The organism is Burkholderia puraquae (assembly GCF_002099195.1).
Lineage (GTDB): Bacteria > Pseudomonadota > Gammaproteobacteria > Burkholderiales > Burkholderiaceae > Burkholderia > Burkholderia puraquae.
In genome coordinates this window covers 202,836-218,305 of record NZ_NBYX01000013.1, presented here as the reverse complement: position 1 = coordinate 218,305, position 15,470 = coordinate 202,836, and the positions used below count along the sequence as shown (strand labels likewise).

The window sequence follows — 15,470 nt, the reverse complement described above, 5'->3', positions numbered from 1 at the left end:
GTGAGGAATCTTGGTCCTGATCTGACGCTGACTGGGAGTCTAGGTCTTGACTCACTCATATAAGGATATGCGCTCGATCTCCTCAATCTCGATTGCCCTTGAGGGATCGCCATAACGCTGCGTAGTGCGTGTCGATGCGTGATTCGCTATTGCCGCAGCGTTCTCAAGCCTGCCGCCGTTCCGCAAGTACGTGGTTATGCCCGTCGCACGGAGCGCGTGACTGCCAATCTTCGTCGCAATGCCTGCGGCCGCTGCCCGACGCCGCACCATCGCGTAGGCATTGGCCTGTGCCAATGTGGTCTCGCTCAGTTGTCCAGTGCCACGCGCGATCGTGCGGAACAGTGCTCCCCTCGGATCAAACGCTATGCCGGTACCGTCCAAATAAGCGCGCAGGGCCATCTCAAGTGTGTGGTGGCACGGCATCGCATGTGCCTTGCCACCTTTTTCGCGCAGACGTATCCAAAGCCGTCGTTGCTGCACATAGACGTCATCGACCCGCATCGCAAGCGCCGCGCCGATCCGCGCGAACGAAAACACCATCAGCGCGATTAGCGCGCGGTCACGCAGACCCACGGGCGTGCTCACGTCGATACTGTCGAGCAGCTGCCGCGCCTCGGCCGCCTCGAGTACCGGTGTCTTGCCGATGCGGACCGTATGGCTGGGCCCCCGTACCGACGCGGCGGGGTTCACGGGCACGACCTGGCTCATCACCAGCCAGTCGAACAGGTGACGGATCGCCGCCAAGCGCTGCTTGGCAGTCGGTGCCGCGTGCGCAGTCGTTTGAAGCTCGATCCACGCGGCAACGTGCCGCGGCTGCACGGCCGAGAGCGAGGTCACGCCGGCGCCAGCGCACCAGGTTAGGAAATCGCCGGCCGCGTGCGAATACGCGCGCCGGGTGTGCAAGTTGTGGATCTGCGACGCGAACAACTCGACGATACGCACGCTGGCACGCTCGCCGGCGGCCGTGACCAGCGCCGGCACCGCGATACCGATCGGAACGATCAGGTCAGTGTGGGCCACTCAAGAACTCCGTGAACTTTCGCTGCACATAGGCCTTGGCCGCCGTGACCAGAATATCGACCGTAAATCCGCCGACCTTGGCCGCCGCTACCTTGGTCTGATCCCAGACATCTTTGCTTCTCACGGAGTCAATGAAGTCGTGGCCGGCCCAAGTCAGGCCGCGAAAGGCAGTACCTCCGATGTCAATCCCCATGCCGAAATCGAGCCCGCCCGCGTGAATGAAGCCCGCCTGGTCCAGCAACGACAGGTGATAGTCGATCTCCTCGACTGTATAGCCGTCGATCCGCACCTCGTCCTCGTGGCCGTGAATCATGCGAAAGGTCGTCGTCGGCACAGGCAATACCTCGAGCTTCAGCATCAGCTCGCGAAGCAAATCCATGTTGCGCTTCATGTTCGCCTCGTTATGACAGCCCCGTGCGCAATCACGGTCCGGGACGACGGCGCGGTATCCACGACAGCGCCGACCATGCCATGAATCTCGACATGCCCGCCCTGATTGATCACCGTTCCGTTGACCATGCCGTGAACCGCCGCGTATGCACCCGGCTCGATTACCAGATCGCTTGTCACCGTTCCACGCAGTACAAGCCTACAGCCAGATCGCACCGTTGCCTGACCGGCAACCATTCCGTGTATCGTCAAATCCCGGTCGACCGCAAAAGGCCCCTCGATCTTCCCACCATGCGATTCCATAGATCTTCCTTTATATATGATAAAGAACATTATCATATATAACGAAGCCACCGAGAGCTGGTGACAGGTCAGTGGCCAAAAAATCACCGACCCGTCACGAACTGCAGGGTGACGGTAAGACTGCTCGGGATTTGGCGCTTAGCTGGAATGCGGATGGGTGATCAAGGCCACGATGATCGCAGCGATCGCACGAATCGCCGCGACTACGACCTTGGTCCAATCGATCTTCTTCATTTGCTGAGGCCATAAAAAAACCCGCCTCGATGGGCGGGTCAGAAATGCAAAAGGCCGCACGAGGCGGCCTTTTGCGCAAAGCGGGGGCGCACGAAGGCCCCATGCGAGATCCTACACTAAGGCCAGCCCAAGCGCCGGCCGAGAAAGCCCAGGAATCACAATCCTAGGCCCTACATATAAGGTGGTACTTTTTTTTGGGTGCAAAGACCACACCATAACGACAGAATAATACCACCACGCCACGAAATACCACTACTCCCAAAATTTTTTACGACCACTTAGCGTAGTGGGCGGATTTTTTTCTCTATCGATCGCCTTCAGCGCAAGCGCCATCTTTAAAGTTCGATAACAAGGGAGGCAATATCTTCTAGGAATCCCCCCTAAATTGAGTCGCTTGCTCGCATCGGAGAACACCCAGTTCTGGCAATGCTCACATTGGAGCGTCCGCGGGGTTCGAAGTAGGCCCTTGCCTGTCTTGGTTTCCTTCCGGATCCGCCATGCTTGGCAAGTTTTCCCGAAGTCATCCCATTCGTACGCCTGCGGTTGCGGCAGCACATCCGCTAAGGTCAAAAACGTTCGAGCTCGTGGCCAGTGACAACTCATGGCCACGCGCCATTGAAAACCGTTTCTGAGGCGCCATCCGTCCGGACTCCAAAGGCGCTCATAGGTGAGCACCATGCCACGCCACGGGAAAGTGCCAAGCAGCAACAGCTGCCTTTTGCGCTCCGTCGTCAGTGTCCCGTCCGGTTGGTGGTGCGCTGACGCCGGCACCCCTATCAATTCAATCAGATCCGGAAAAAAATGACGCTGGCGTAACCGCTCAAACGCTCGGCGATGTGCGTCAAGTCCAACAATATGCCGATACCCCGACTGGGCGCCCCATACGGCCTCCACGAACGCGTCGATCCGTTCTCTTTCGTTCTTAGGATCCTCCGCTGGCTCGGCCGACCATGACAGGAATTTACTCACTTGCTGCTGCCGCATCAGGAGCTCGCTCGCGCGATCGGTTGTAGGCAGGCAGTCGAGCATCAGCTGCGTCGACACTTTTTGTCCAAGGGATCGCCCTCGCTCCCTTTGCCGTTGCATGTAGTTACTACCGCCCCAGTTCCCCTTCCGCCAGGCCTCCTGATCCTTCTGCCACTCGTATTCGTCAAGCAGCCCTCGATGGGTCCACTTGCGGCTGCTTTTCCTCAGCAGATAGCGCTCGTCATCGGAAAATGAATCCAAGTAGGCGAAAATTCGCCTTTCGAGCGAGTCGATCAATCCGTCGTCGCCCAAGGCCAAGACCGGGACGCTTTCCACGTCCATCGGCTTTAGAAAACCCATATGTGCGGCGTCCTCATCCAAGCGTGCTCGCTGCTGCCGCCGAGCCTTTTCCAGCCGATCCAGCGCCTCAATCGCAAGAAAATAGCCGTTCGTGGACCTGATCCGTCCTCGAGGTACTTTTTTCGCCATCGCACCCTCATATGCACCGAAGCCCCAAACAGTATGCCTCACGGGGAGTTATGGCCCGACTACCTCTTCTCCCACTACGTCTTTGCAACCCCCGCTTTTTATGTGTATATTATGAACACGCCTCCCGACAGGGCGAGAAGTTTCATCTGTCGAGTCAGAGTCAAAGCAATATTGAAAGTGTTCGCGGCGTGGGCGCGAGGTCATGCGTCCTCTTACTACCCACTAGCGAGCCAGTAACAAAGCATGTCTGTTGTCGCAGTACGCAGTACGGCCCCGTAGATTCTCCACCTGACCGGAAACCAAGCTATCAACGCAGTTTCCGAGGACGCACCGGAGACGCGGAGCGCAATGCCTCATGAGCCCTGCGATGCCTCGCCGGGGCCTGCTCATGTGCGCGTGCGCTCCGTTGTTCTCCGAGGCAGCAAATGCCTTGGAGAACAACGATGGATCCGCAAAAAGACTTCGAACGATTTCTTGAGAAATACGCAGATCTCGACGTTCAAGAGTCTGCACGCTGGCCGGCCTTGGTGGCTTGCCTTCTAGCCCGGCTCAAGAGGCCCAACCTGGCAATCGTTGCCGTTGCCTACAAGAGCCTACCGGCACCGATCATGCTCGCATTCCTCGGTGCCATCACATTGCTAGGCGTTGTCGGTGGGCTTCGCGACGGCTAGCAGCGGACAGCACACTTGCTGCGACGGCCACGTTCCGTCCAGCTATTGGAAATGAAATGCGCCCAGCTCGAAAGCAACCGAAGGTCCGTCTCAATCTGGATATGTCCGTCGAGGTCAAAGAACAGATCGAGGCGCTTCGTGATCGGATGCACGCTGACAGCATGTCTGAAGTCATCCGGCGGGCGCTCGCTGTCTGCGATTTCGTGATGACACAACAGGAGCACGGCGCTACCGTGGTTCTCCGCTCCGTGGACGGTACCGATACGCGACTGCCCCTTTTTTGAGCCACGCTCCGGCTTGAGCCGACGCCCAAAACTCAATCTGAGATTCGCACGCTCGCCTGTGCCATTCGCTGAAGCGCCACGGCGCCCCCTCTAGTCGCGCCCAAACAACAAAGCCGGCACAAGGCCGGCTTTGTTGTTCGAGAAGCATAACGTTGCACTTTGTCAGGGAAGCATATCTTTGCACTTGGGGCAAAAATATGCTTCCTGTCTCAAGTGACCGGTTTTAAAGGAATTCCGTTGGTGGAGCGGAGGAGGATCGAACTCCCGACCTTCGCATTGCGAACGCGACGCTCTCCCAGCTGAGCTACCGCCCCATCAGTCGACCATCATACACACGCGTTTCCGCGCTTGGCAATAGGGGTTGAGTCACCCCTGAGCCGTTACTTTGACGGCGCGCCGGCCAGCACCCATTCGACCACCGAACGCACGTCGGCGTCGCTCATGCGCGGATGCGCGGGCATCGGAATCGCGCCCCAGACGCCCGAACCACCCTCCTTCACCTTCTTCGACAACTTCGCGACGGCTTGCGGATCGGACTTGTAGCGCGCGGCGATGTCCTTGAACGACGGGCCGACGAGCTTGCGGTCGACCGCGTGGCAGCCCATGCAGGCGTTGCTGCGCGCCACCTTCAGGCCGTCGCCGACGTCCGCGTGCGCGGCGCCCAGCGTTCCAGCCACGACCGCCGCGGCCGCGGCACCCTGCACCATCCAGCGCTTCATCTGCTTCATCCGCACGCTCATCATTGCTTCGGCGCCTTCGGGTTGCCCGGGTGCACGCTCGACGAATTCGAAATCGGGGCCGGCGACTGCAGCGGCGCGGACTGCACCGACGCGTCGGGCACGGCGCCGACCGTCGCGCTGTCGGCCGGCGCGGCGGCAGCCGGCACGCCGGACGCGCCGCTCGCGGGCGACGCATCCTGCAGCGCCTGCGCGTCCTGCGGCTTCACGTACTGGAACACCTTCACGACCTTCTCGACGCCCGGCACCTGGCTCGCGGCTTCCGCGCCGCGATTGCCTTCGTCCACCGTCACGAGGCCCATCAGGTAAAGGTTGCCGCGTTCGCTGACGACCTTGTAGTAGTTCGCCGAGATGCCCTTCGTCGCGATCAGCTCGGACTTCACGCGCCCTTCGAGGTACGAGTCGTTCGCGCGCGACGACAGCGACGACGCCGGCTCGACCGACAGCTCGTTGACGATGCCGTTCACGTTGTTGATGCCGCGCACGATTTCCTCGGCGCGCTGCTTCGATGCATCGTTCGGCACTTCGCCCGTCAGCAACACGCGGCGGTTGTACACCGTCACGTTCACGTGCGACTGGTCGGGCAGCCCGTTGTTGATCTGCGTGAGCGACTTGACCTGGATCTCGCGATCCTCCGTCTGCGCACCGAGCGTACGGCGATCGGTCGCGATCAGCGCGCCACCGCCGGCCGCTGCGCCCACGACCCCGAGCACACAACCCTGCAGCGACACGGCGAGGCCCGCCGTCAGCGCAGCGAGCAGCGTGGTTCTGACGAGCGTCTGTTTGACGCGGCTTTGATTCATCGACGGCTCTCCTTCGTTCAATCCTCACCCAGCAGCATCGCGTCGATGCCGTCGCACAGGCAGTGGATGGTCAGCAGATGGACTTCGTGGATGCGCGCCGCGCGAACGGCGGGCACGCTGATCGGTATATCGGTATCGGACAGCGCGGCCGCGACCTTATGGCCGTCGCCGCCTGTCAGCGCGACGACAGTCATCTCGCGCTCGTGTGCTTCGTCGATCGCCGCCAGCACGCGCGGCGACGCGCCGCCCGGATCGAGCACCAGCAGGATGTCGCCGGTCTGGCCGAGTACGCGCACCTGCTGCGCGAACAGTTGCTCGGCGGACACTGCGCCCGCGAGGCCGCCCTGCGACGCATCGGTGGCCAGCGCGATCGCGGGCAGGCCCGGGCGCTCGCGCTCGAAGCCGCCGACGAGCGACACGGCGAGGTAGTGCGCGGCGGCGGCCGACGGGCCGTCACCGCAGGCAACGATCTTGTTGCCGTTCGCCAGCGCGGCGAACATCGCATCGACCGCGGCTGCGATCGGCAGCGACAGTGCGCCGGCCGCTTCGGCGTGAAGCGCGGCGCTGTCGCGAAAATGTTGCTGAATACGTTCGACTGACATCGATTCCTGGTGAACTGGGCGCGTGGCACGCATCGCGCGACATCGTGGGTGCGGCGAGTTTACCGTACTCCGGCACCCTCTCCGGGGGTCCGGCAAGAACTCTTTACATCTCGTCACAGCTCGCCGCTACGCATCGTCGGCGCGAAATGCGTCGCGCAGCCACACGAGCCGCCCGGCCTCGAACGCGACGACATCGAAGCGGCACGCGGCACCGGCACCGTGCCGCGCCCAGAACTGGAGCGCGGCCGCCACCAGGCGACGCCGCTTGCGCCAGCCGACGCTCGCGGCCGCGCCGCCATGCCGGACGCTGCGCCGCGCGCGCACCTCGACGAACACGAGCATGCCGTCGGGCTCGCGCATCACGAGATCGAGCTCGCCGCCGCGCATCGTCACGTTCGCCGCGACGAACACGAGGCCGCGGCGCTCGAGAAACTGCCGCGCACGCTGCTCGAACGCCGCGCCGACCGGTTTGGATCGCGCCGCGCCGGAAAAGTTGTCGCCCGCGCACGGCAAACCGCGGCCGTCGCCCGGCCCCGCCGGCGCCGCGTGGCACAATGCCGTCCTTGTTCCGTTTGCGCCGCGATTGCGTGCATTGCCTGCCATGACTGCCCTCCTCGAACTCGCGCACACGCAGCACTACCCGAACGCCGCGCTCTACGTGGTCGCCACGCCGATCGGCAACACCGCCGACATCACGCTGCGCGCGCTGCACGTGCTCGGCCTCGCCGACCGCATCGCGGCCGAAGACACCCGCAACACGGGCCAGCTGCTCGCCCGCTACGGGATCTCGAAGCCGCTCGTCGCCGTGCACGAGCACAACGAACGCGAAGCCGCGCAGCGCGTGATCGAACTGCTGCGCGGCGGCGAACGCGTGGCGTACGTATCGGACGCCGGCACGCCCGGCATCTCGGACCCCGGCGCGCGGCTCGTCGACGCGGTGCGCGCCGCCGGCTTCGCCGTGATTCCGCTGCCCGGCGCGAGCGCGGCCGTGACCGCGCTGAGCGTGGCCGGCGACTGGGCCGGCGCGTTCACGTTCGCGGGCTTCCTGCCGCCGAAAACGAAGCAGCGCGCGACCGCGCTGCAGGCGCTGGTGTCGCACCCGTATGCACTGGTGTTCTACGAGGCACCGCACCGGATCGTCGAAACCGTCGCCGCGCTCGCCGATGCATTCGGCCCCGCGCGCCGGCTGCTGATCGCGCGCGAGCTCACCAAGCTACACGAGCAGTTGTTCCAGGGCACCCTGGCCGAAGGACAGACCTGGCTCGCCGGCGATGCGAACCGGCAGCGCGGCGAATTCGTGCTGGTCGTCGAAGGCGCGCCGGCGGCGAGCGGCGAAGCCGACGACACCGCGCACGACGCACTGCTCAGGCTGCTGCTGGAAGAGGTGCCGGTGAAGAGCGCGGCAAAGCTCGCGGCAGCGCTGACGGGCGCGTCGCGCAACACGCTGTATGCGCGCGCACTTGCGCTGAAGGATGAAAGCTGACGCGCGAGCCGGCCGGCACCGGGAAGCCGGCGCCGGCATCGTGCCGTGCAGGAAAGACAAAGGGCTGCCCGAGGGCAGCCCTTTTGCATGAGCGGTCGATCCGCTGCGTTACTTCGTCGAGATCGACGCGAACATTTCGTCGCGTGCCTCGCGCGCTTCCTGCGGCGAGAGCCCTTCGATCTTCACGCGGCCCGTGCCGGCGTGCACGAGGCCGATCAACTTCGCGGCGGCATACGACAGGTCGAGCACGCGGCCGCGCTTGAACGGCCCGCGATCGTTGACCTTCACGACGACCCACTTGCCGGTCGACGCGTTCGTCACCTTGATGTACGACGACAGCGGCAGCGTGCGGTGCGCGGCGGTGAGCGCGTTCATGTTGAAGCGCTCGCCGTTCGCGGTGCGGCGGCCGTGGAAATCCCGCCCGTACCACGATGCGCGGCCCGTCTGGCGGAAATCGGACACATCCTTGCCGTCGATCGGCTCGGCATCCGCCAGCGACGACTTCTTCGCGTCCTTGTTGTCCGCAGCCGGCATCGACGCCAGCGCGGAATCGAAATTCAACTGCTTGTCGCTATCCGCTTTCGCGGCGGCAGCCGTCTTGTCGACGGCGTTCTTCTGGTTCGCGCTACCGGTAGTCTGGCTGGGTGGCACCGCACAGCCCGTCAGCGCAAAAAACAATGCAATGGTCCCGAATCGACTCGGAAAACGTAAATTCATCGACGTGTCGCCTTCTGGTTCGGGCCGCTCCGTTACAACGCTGCTTCGCAAAGCAGACACGCGGCCCGGACGGCAAATGCGTGCACGCCCCGCTCGGATGCGAGCAGGCGGCTAGCATGGGCGCGGCTTTCGTCTATGCCGCAACCGTCCTGATTAGTTTTCACGTCTGGCGCAACCTGTCCCCAACAGCCTGACCAGACCCCACATGCCGCCATCGAACATGGCTTCACGTTCGCGCGCGTCGAATACGACCGACGCACAGGAACGGCGGCACAGGCCTCATCCGGCGGCGCGGCAGCAGGGCCGCAGGCGGGCGCGCAGCGCCCGGCCGGACAAGACGTGAGCACCGAATATCGGTGCTGGATACACCGCCGGACTCCCCGGCGGCTGATGCTTGACGGTGCTTCCAACACCCCTTTTCAACGGGGCCGAAACACCAGCGAATTGCGTGAAATTCACGCGCAATGGGGCGCATTATACATAAATCAAAACGCCATCTCGAAAAGGCGCCCCTGCGGACCATTGATTCTCACTATGGCCGTAACAATCGGCATGCTCCGGGAATGCCCGCAGCTGTGCGCGGCGGCGTGCGTCGCGCGACCGGCAAGCGGCCCGCGCGACCGGTACAATCGCTCCTTTTAGCCGCCGGTGCCTCCATGAAAGTCACGCTCATCCCGGTCACGCCGTTCCAGCAGAACTGCTCGCTGCTCGTCTGCGAGAAGACGGGCCGCGCCGCCGTCGTCGATCCGGGCGGCGATCTCGACCGGATCGAACAGGAAGTCGCGCGGCAGAACGTGCAGGTCGAGAAGGTGCTGCTCACGCACGGGCACATCGATCACTGTGCGGGCGCGAAGACGCTCGCGACGCACTACGGCGTGCCGATCGAGGGGCCGCAGGAAGAAGAACGCTTCTGGATCGAGAAGCTGCCGATGCAGAGCGAACGCTTCGGCTTTCCGGCCGCCGAAACCTTCGAGCCGGACCGCTGGCTGAACGACGGCGACACCGTGCAGTTCGGCGACGAGACGCTCGAGGTGTATCACTGCCCGGGCCACACGCCCGGCCACGTCGTGTTCTTCAGCCGCGCGCATCGCGTCGCGATCGTCGGCGACGTGCTGTTCGCGGGCTCGATCGGCCGTACCGACTTCCCGCGCGGCAATCACGAGGATCTCGTCCGGTCGATCAAGGAGAAGCTGTGGCCGCTTGGCGACGACGTGACGTTCGTGCCGGGCCACGGCCCCGTATCGACGTTCGGCGACGAGCGCCGCACGAACCCCTTTGTGTCCGACAAGGTATTCGGATGAACCAGACCGCCATCCCGGAAATCTACGTCAGCACCGATGTCGAGGCCGACGGCCCGATTCCCGGCCCGCACTCGATGCTGAGCTTTGCGTCGGCCGCCTATACCGAGGACAAGCAGCTGATCGCGACGTTCTCGGCCAACCTCGAAACGCTGCCGGGCGCGCAGGCGCACCCGGTGCAGGAAGCGTGGTGGAAGACCGAGCCCGAAGCATGGGCCGCGTGCCGGCGCGACCTGCAGGCGCCCGAGGCGGCACTGATTGCGTACGTCGACTGGGTCGAGGCGCTGCCCGGCAAGCCGGTGTTCGTCGCGATGCCGGCCGGCTTCGACTTCACGTTCATGTTCTGGTACATGATGCGCTTTGCGGGGCGCTGCCCGTTCTCGTGGTCGGCGCTCGACATCAAGACGCTCGCGTTCGCGATGACGGGCCTGCCGTACCGCAAGGCAATCAAGCCGCGTTTTCCGAAGCATTGGTTCGACGACCATCCGCACACGCACGTCGCGCTCGACGACGCGATCGAGCAAGGCGCCCTGTTCTGCAACATGCTCGCCGACCTGCGCCGCCAGCAGGCTGCGCTCGCGGGCCTCGCGGTGTCGGACACCGATCGGTCGGAAAACGCAGGGGCGGGACAAAACCCCACAGATCCGCGAGCAAATTAGCGAATCTCGCTCAATAACGCGACGCCAGATTGCCTTTCCTTTCCCGGCCCTCTAACATTCAGCGTGTTGTTGCTGCCACATGGAGGCGCAGGTGACGCTCGATTCCTTTTCGCAAAAAATCCTTCGCCTGTTGCAGCTCGACGCGCGCCGTTCGGTACAGGAAATCTCCGACCAGGTCGGCCTGTCGAGCACGCCGTGCTGGCGCCGCATCAAGGACATGGAACAGTCCGGCGTGATCCAGCGCTACACGGCGCTGCTCGATCGCGAGAAGCTCGGGCTGCACGTCTGCGCGCTCGCGCACGTGCACCTGACCCGCCACAACGAAGGCGGCGTCGAACAGTTCGAGCGCGAGATCGCGACCTGTCCGGAAGTCACCGAGTGCTACAGCACGACCGGCGAAGCCGATTACATCCTCAAGATCGTCGCGCCGGACATCAAGGCCTACGACGTGTTCCTGCACGAACGCATCTTCAAGATCCCCGCTGTGTCGCAGGTGCGCACGAGCGTCGTGCTGCGCGAGATCAAGTTCGACACGCAACTGCCGCTGTAGCGCGCAGGCACGCGCGGACGGCCTGACGGCGCGGCGAGCGGCGGCGGGTCACGCCTGCGCAGGCATCGTGCGCGTGAAGCCGATCCGGCGTGCGCCGAACTCGCGCTTCAGCGCGTCGGCGTCGAGCCGGCCGACCAGCGCCGCATCGGTGTCGTGCGGATCGCAGGCAAGCGTCACGTCGATCTCGAGCCCCGTACTCAGGTAATGCAGGTTGATGGCCGCCGCTTGCAGCCCGCGCTGCGCGAGCGCGGCCTCGAGCCGTGCCGCGATCTCGCCGCGTGGCGGCAGCGCGAGCGCCGGACGGCGCGCCGCGTCGTTCTCGGGGTCGACGTGGATCAGCGCGTCGAGCACGCGCGGGTCGGTCAGCACGCGCGCACGCGCGGTCTCGGCGATGTAGTGCCCTTCGGAGACGGAGATCTTCGGGTCGACGAGGATGTGCGCGTCGACGAGCGCGGCATCGCCCATCTTGCGCGTGCGCAGGTCGTGCACGTCGCGCACGCCGGGCGTCTCCGCAAGCAGCGCGCGGATCTCGGCCGTATCGGTCGTATCGAGCGCGCGGTCGGAGAGGTCCTGCAGCGCGTCATAGCCGAACGTCCAGCCCATGCGCGCGACCATGAAGCCGACGATCGCCGCCGCGATCGGGTCGAGCAGCCGCACGCCGGCCAGGCTGCCGACGATGCCGATCGCGACGACGAGCGACGATGCGGCATCCGAACGGGCATGCCATGCGTTCGCGACGAGCATCGCCGAGCGGACGCGCCGCGCTTCGCGCAGCATGTAGCGAAACAGCGCCTCTTTCGACACGAGCACCGTCAGCGCGACGACCAGCGCGGAAAAATGTACCGCCGGAATGTTTTCGAGATTAACGAGACGGTCGCCGGCCCGCCAGAGCATGCCGACGCCGACCGCAATCAGGATCGCGCCGAGAAACAGCGATGCGACGGTCTCGTAGCGGCTGTGTCCGTAATTGTGGTCGGCATCCGGCGATGCGCCGCTATGCCGATTCGCAACCAGCACGACAAAATCCGAGATCAAATCGGAAATCGAATGCACCCCGTCGGCAATCAATGCCTGCGAATGCGCAATCGTGCCGACGACGATCTGAAATGTCGCAAGCACGACATTCAGCACAATACTGACGAATGTGCTCTTGCGCGCAACCGCGTGTTTATCTGCGCTCTGCGCGTCGCCGGAAAACGTGGACATGAAATATGAGATATCGATGTGCGATGCCCAATTCTATCAAGGGCGCCGAGCGAATCCCGCCAATACCCACAAATTTCTTATTTAAATCAACCGCTTATGCGAACAGGTCGCATTTCCATTCACACCGGATTATTACATTTCCATGACAGGACAGTGTGCGTGGTGAGCGCCGAATACAAAAAAGCCGCGCTCCTTAACGGACACGCGGCTCTTTTGAACGGCAGGCAACTTAAACGAACGCTTAAATCGCAAACTGCTCGCGGTTCTTGCCTGCGATCCAGCGCGGCGGCTTGCCGCGGCCCGACCACGTCGCGCCCGTTTCCGGATCGCGGTATTTTGCGGCAACGCCTGCGCGCGGACGGCCAACCTTGCCTGCCTTCGCGCGGCTGAGACCGAGTTCGGCGAGCGAAAAGCCGTAGTCGGCAATTTTCTGCTTCACGTCATTCAGCACTTCAGCGTATTCACGCGACTTCGCTTCTTCGATTTGCTTCTCCAGCTTCTCCCGCTGGGCCAGCAGGTCCTTGTAAGAAGACATAGTTTCCCTTTCGATCTGACTAATGGCGCCGGTCTGTAGCCAGCTCACCATTCATGAAATATATGTGCCTCGGATTTTCGAAGGCAGAGATTAGCACAAAAAAGATTTGATAGAAGCGAGATTCATGAAAATCCCGAGATCAATTGAAATTCACTCGTGTCACTTTGACCGGTCACGGCCTTTTCTCAATTTTTTACCTTCTTGTACAGAGATTAGGACATTAGCCATTGCCTATTAGGTCTATCAACATACGCAATTACCCTGCATTCAGAAAAATCAAAGCTTTCATCGGACGACAGTTTTACGAAAATCGGATGGCGCGGATCGCTAAACGGACAAACTGCGGACAAGCCGGCATCCGCGACGTCACGTCACATCCCGCGCACACGCAATCAGCCGCTCGCGCAGCGCGCCCGCATCGGCCAATGGCGTATCGAACGGCGTGCGCACGCGGCGGCCGTCATGTCGCCAGTCGGCGCCGTGCCGATCGACGCCGAGCAGTTCGAGCCCGTCGCGGCGCGCATCGCCGGCTTCGTACGCGTCCCACAACGCCTGTTCCTCGTCGAACGCGAGCGGCGGCAGCGCATCGAGAAGCGCGCCGTCGACCCAGCCCATGCGCCCGAAACCGCCGATATAGCGCAGCCGCTCGACGTCGAGCGCCCAGAACGTGAAATCGCCGAGCGCGAGATAGCGCGCGGCGTCCGGCTCGTAGCGCCGGTAGCGCGCGGTGACGTGCGGATCGGCGCCGAGCGGTACGAACCGGCCGAGCAGCGTCGCGCGTTCCGCGTTCAGCACGTCGCCGTCGGGCGCGTCGACGACGAGGAAGCCCGCGCGCGGATCGGCGGCGAGATTGCGCGTGTGCTCCGCGAGGCCGCTCACGAGGATCACGGGACGATGGCTTGCATCGGGTGCAAACGGGACGACCGTCGGATACGGGAAGCCCTGCGGATCGCGCGCATGGGTGGCGAGCGTGCCGAGCGCGCAGCGGTGCAGCAGATGCAGGGCGAAAGCGGGATCGATGTTCAAGAGGACTCCTGCGGTCGAAGGGCGGCGCGCCGGGCACGCCATGCGCTTCGATGTTACCCGCGGGCGCGTTGCGCCGCGCATCGGCCGAACGGCCTATGCCGTCGATGCGGCCGAACGCGGGGCACCGGGTAATCGCCGGACCATCGGCCGAACGGCCATCGCCCGGCACGATCGTAAGCGGTTCGATAGAATCGGACGGATCCGACGGGCGCCGCGTGCGTCCGCGCATTTCCTTTGATGAGCCTTTCCGTGTCCGAATCCTCCTCCCCCGAATCGTCGTCCCCGTTCGCCGCGCCGCCCGACGCGCATCGCGTGCTGTCGCTGCCGGCCCGCCAGCGGGCGCGCGTGGCGTCGATGGCGCTGTTCTTCGTCGCCGGCATGATGTTCGCGTCGTGGGGCGTGCACGTGCCGACCGTGCGCGACAAGTTCGCGCTGAGCCCCGGGCTGCTGTCGATCGCGCTGTTCGCGGTCGCCGTCGGCTCGATCGCCGCGATGCTGACCATCGCGCGCTGGATCGCACGCGTCGGCTCGCGCACCGCGTGCCTCGCGGGCGGGCTCGTGATGTCGGCCTGCGCGGCGCTGATCCTCGTCGTGCCCGACTTTCCCGTGCTGCTCGCCGTGCTCGCGCTGTTCGGCTTCTCGATGGCGACGCTCGACGTCGCGATGAACGCCGAGGCCAGCGCGGTCGAGATCGCGCTCGGCAAGCCGATCATGTCGTCGCTGCACGGCATGTTCAGTGTCGGCGGGATGGCAGGCGCGGCCGCCGGTGGCGCGCTGCTGTCGGCCGGCATGGCGCCGGCCGTGCATCTCGCGCTCGCGGCGGCGACGAGCGCGACGGTGCTCGTGGTCGCGAGCCCATCCGTGCTGCCGCACGTGCCGCACCACGAACACGCGCACGGCGGCGGCAACCGCTGGCGCTCGCCCGCCCTGTGGATGCTCGGCGGCATCGCGCTCGTCGCGCTGATCGCCGAAGGCGCGATGTACGACTGGGCGACGGTCTACATGCGCGACGTCGTCGCGGCGAGCCCCGCGCTCGCGAGCGCCGCCTATGCCGCGTTCTCGGGCGGGATGGCCATCGCGCGCTTCGCGGGCGACGCCGTGCGCGCCCGCTTCGGCGCGCCGCAGCTCGTGTTCGCAAGCGCGTCGCTTGCCTGCGCGGGCATGATCGGCGCGCTGCTGCTGCCGTATCCGGCCGCGGTGCTGACCGGTTTCACGCTGATGGGCCTCGGCCTCGCGAACATGATGCCGGTGCTGTTCGCGGCCGCCGCGCGCGTGAAAGGCATCCATGCGGCCGAAGGGCTCGCGCATGTGGCCGGGCTCGCATATTTCGGCATGCTGTTCGGGCCGGTCGCGATCGGCGCGGTCGCGCAGGCCGCGAACCTGACGATCGGCCTGTCCGTCGTCGCGCTGTGCGCGGCGCTCGTCGCGGCCGTCGCGCCGAAGGTGCTCGCACGGCTGAAGATCTGACGGCGCGGCAGGCGTTCGCCCAAAAAGAAA

19 protein-coding genes and 1 tRNA gene are annotated in these 15,470 nt (G+C 64.3%); 7 read left to right on the top strand and 13 right to left on the bottom strand.

Going from position 1 to position 15,470, the window contains the following annotated elements:
• Positions 1–51 precede the first annotated feature (51 nt).
• The 4 genes from B7G54_RS24315 to B7G54_RS24300 form a co-directional block, all read right to left on the bottom strand.
• Positions 52–1,020, bottom strand: coding sequence for a tyrosine-type recombinase/integrase (locus B7G54_RS24315; RefSeq protein WP_085041378.1), 969 nt, complete (start codon positions 1,018–1,020; stop codon positions 52–54).
• On the bottom strand, positions 1,007–1,411 hold the full coding sequence (locus tag B7G54_RS24310; protein WP_085041377.1) for a DUF2513 domain-containing protein: 405 nt from the start codon (positions 1,409–1,411) through the stop codon (positions 1,007–1,009). The genes B7G54_RS24315 and B7G54_RS24310 overlap by 14 nt, the downstream gene beginning before the upstream one ends.
• Positions 1,408–1,713 carry a hypothetical protein gene (locus B7G54_RS24305; RefSeq protein ID WP_085041405.1) on the bottom strand — a complete coding sequence of 102 codons (306 nt, stop codon included), beginning with the start codon at positions 1,711–1,713 and terminating at the stop codon, positions 1,408–1,410. Before B7G54_RS24305 ends, B7G54_RS24310 begins: the two co-directional genes overlap by 4 nt.
• A gap of 486 nt (positions 1,714–2,199) precedes the next feature.
• Positions 2,200–3,402 carry a hypothetical protein gene (locus B7G54_RS24300; RefSeq protein WP_244289406.1) on the bottom strand — a complete coding sequence of 401 codons (1,203 nt, stop codon included), beginning with the start codon at positions 3,400–3,402 and terminating at the stop codon, positions 2,200–2,202.
• Positions 3,403–3,845: 443 nt separating this feature from the next.
• Between B7G54_RS24300 and B7G54_RS24295 the strand changes: the two genes are divergently transcribed.
• Positions 3,846–4,073: a hypothetical protein gene (locus B7G54_RS24295; protein ID WP_085041376.1), complete on the top strand. Its 228-nt coding sequence runs from the start codon at positions 3,846–3,848 to the stop codon at positions 4,071–4,073.
• Positions 4,074–4,129: 56 nt separating this feature from the next.
• On the top strand, positions 4,130–4,357 hold the full coding sequence (locus B7G54_RS24290; RefSeq protein ID WP_244289405.1) for a ribbon-helix-helix protein, CopG family: 228 nt from the start codon (positions 4,130–4,132) through the stop codon (positions 4,355–4,357).
• A 238-nt stretch (positions 4,358–4,595) separates the two neighbouring features.
• Here B7G54_RS24290 and B7G54_RS24285 read toward each other — a convergent pair.
• The 5 genes from B7G54_RS24285 to B7G54_RS24265 form a co-directional block, all read right to left on the bottom strand.
• A tRNA-Ala gene (locus tag B7G54_RS24285) sits at positions 4,596–4,671 on the bottom strand.
• 66 nt (positions 4,672–4,737) lie between these two features.
• A complete protein-coding gene (locus B7G54_RS24280) occupies positions 4,738–5,085 on the bottom strand; it encodes a c-type cytochrome (RefSeq protein ID WP_425266518.1) in 348 nt (115 codons plus the stop codon).
• An 11-nt stretch (positions 5,086–5,096) separates the two neighbouring features.
• Positions 5,097–5,897 carry a BON domain-containing protein gene (locus tag B7G54_RS24275; protein WP_085041373.1) on the bottom strand — a complete coding sequence of 267 codons (801 nt, stop codon included), beginning with the start codon at positions 5,895–5,897 and terminating at the stop codon, positions 5,097–5,099.
• A gap of 17 nt (positions 5,898–5,914) precedes the next feature.
• Positions 5,915–6,499: an SIS domain-containing protein gene (locus B7G54_RS24270; RefSeq protein ID WP_085041372.1), complete on the bottom strand. Its 585-nt coding sequence runs from the start codon at positions 6,497–6,499 to the stop codon at positions 5,915–5,917.
• Positions 6,500–6,625: 126 nt separating this feature from the next.
• Complete coding sequence (locus B7G54_RS24265) at positions 6,626–7,054, bottom strand: YraN family protein (RefSeq protein ID WP_175130501.1); 429 nt, start codon at positions 7,052–7,054, stop codon at positions 6,626–6,628.
• A 46-nt stretch (positions 7,055–7,100) separates the two neighbouring features.
• Between B7G54_RS24265 and rsmI the strand changes: the two genes are divergently transcribed.
• Entirely contained in the window at positions 7,101–7,982 is an 882-nt protein-coding gene (gene rsmI / locus B7G54_RS24260; protein WP_085041370.1) for a 16S rRNA (cytidine(1402)-2'-O)-methyltransferase, read from the top strand.
• A gap of 108 nt (positions 7,983–8,090) precedes the next feature.
• On the opposite strand, the gene B7G54_RS24255 is transcribed toward rsmI, so the two are convergent.
• Positions 8,091–8,699: a septal ring lytic transglycosylase RlpA family protein gene (locus tag B7G54_RS24255; RefSeq protein ID WP_085041369.1), complete on the bottom strand. Its 609-nt coding sequence runs from the start codon at positions 8,697–8,699 to the stop codon at positions 8,091–8,093.
• Positions 8,700–9,355: 656 nt separating this feature from the next.
• Here B7G54_RS24255 and B7G54_RS24250 point away from each other — a divergent pair.
• From B7G54_RS24250 to B7G54_RS24240, 3 genes are all read left to right on the top strand, one after another.
• Positions 9,356–10,000 carry an MBL fold metallo-hydrolase gene (locus B7G54_RS24250; protein ID WP_085041368.1) on the top strand — a complete coding sequence of 215 codons (645 nt, stop codon included), beginning with the start codon at positions 9,356–9,358 and terminating at the stop codon, positions 9,998–10,000.
• A complete protein-coding gene (locus B7G54_RS24245; protein ID WP_085041367.1) occupies positions 9,997–10,656 on the top strand; it encodes a 3'-5' exonuclease family protein in 660 nt (219 codons plus the stop codon). Before B7G54_RS24250 ends, B7G54_RS24245 begins: the two co-directional genes overlap by 4 nt.
• Before the next feature lie 79 nt (positions 10,657–10,735).
• The gene (locus B7G54_RS24240) at positions 10,736–11,206 is read left to right on the top strand and encodes an Lrp/AsnC family transcriptional regulator (protein WP_006477376.1); all 471 of its coding nucleotides are present in this window, start codon (positions 10,736–10,738) and stop codon (positions 11,204–11,206) included.
• A 48-nt stretch (positions 11,207–11,254) separates the two neighbouring features.
• On the opposite strand, the gene B7G54_RS24235 is transcribed toward B7G54_RS24240, so the two are convergent.
• The 3 genes from B7G54_RS24235 to B7G54_RS24225 form a co-directional block, all read right to left on the bottom strand.
• Positions 11,255–12,412 carry a cation diffusion facilitator family transporter gene (locus B7G54_RS24235; protein ID WP_085041366.1) on the bottom strand — a complete coding sequence of 386 codons (1,158 nt, stop codon included), beginning with the start codon at positions 12,410–12,412 and terminating at the stop codon, positions 11,255–11,257.
• A gap of 241 nt (positions 12,413–12,653) precedes the next feature.
• Positions 12,654–12,947: an H-NS histone family protein gene (locus B7G54_RS24230; protein ID WP_006491875.1), complete on the bottom strand. Its 294-nt coding sequence runs from the start codon at positions 12,945–12,947 to the stop codon at positions 12,654–12,656.
• 366 nt (positions 12,948–13,313) lie between these two features.
• Positions 13,314–13,973 (bottom strand): HugZ family pyridoxamine 5'-phosphate oxidase, encoded by a 660-nt coding sequence (locus tag B7G54_RS24225; RefSeq protein ID WP_085041365.1) that lies wholly within the window; start codon positions 13,971–13,973, stop codon positions 13,314–13,316.
• Positions 13,974–14,210: 237 nt separating this feature from the next.
• Between B7G54_RS24225 and B7G54_RS24220 the strand changes: the two genes are divergently transcribed.
• On the top strand, positions 14,211–15,440 hold the full coding sequence (locus B7G54_RS24220) for an MFS transporter (RefSeq protein ID WP_279628084.1): 1,230 nt from the start codon (positions 14,211–14,213) through the stop codon (positions 15,438–15,440).
• Positions 15,441–15,470: the final 30 nt, after the last annotated feature.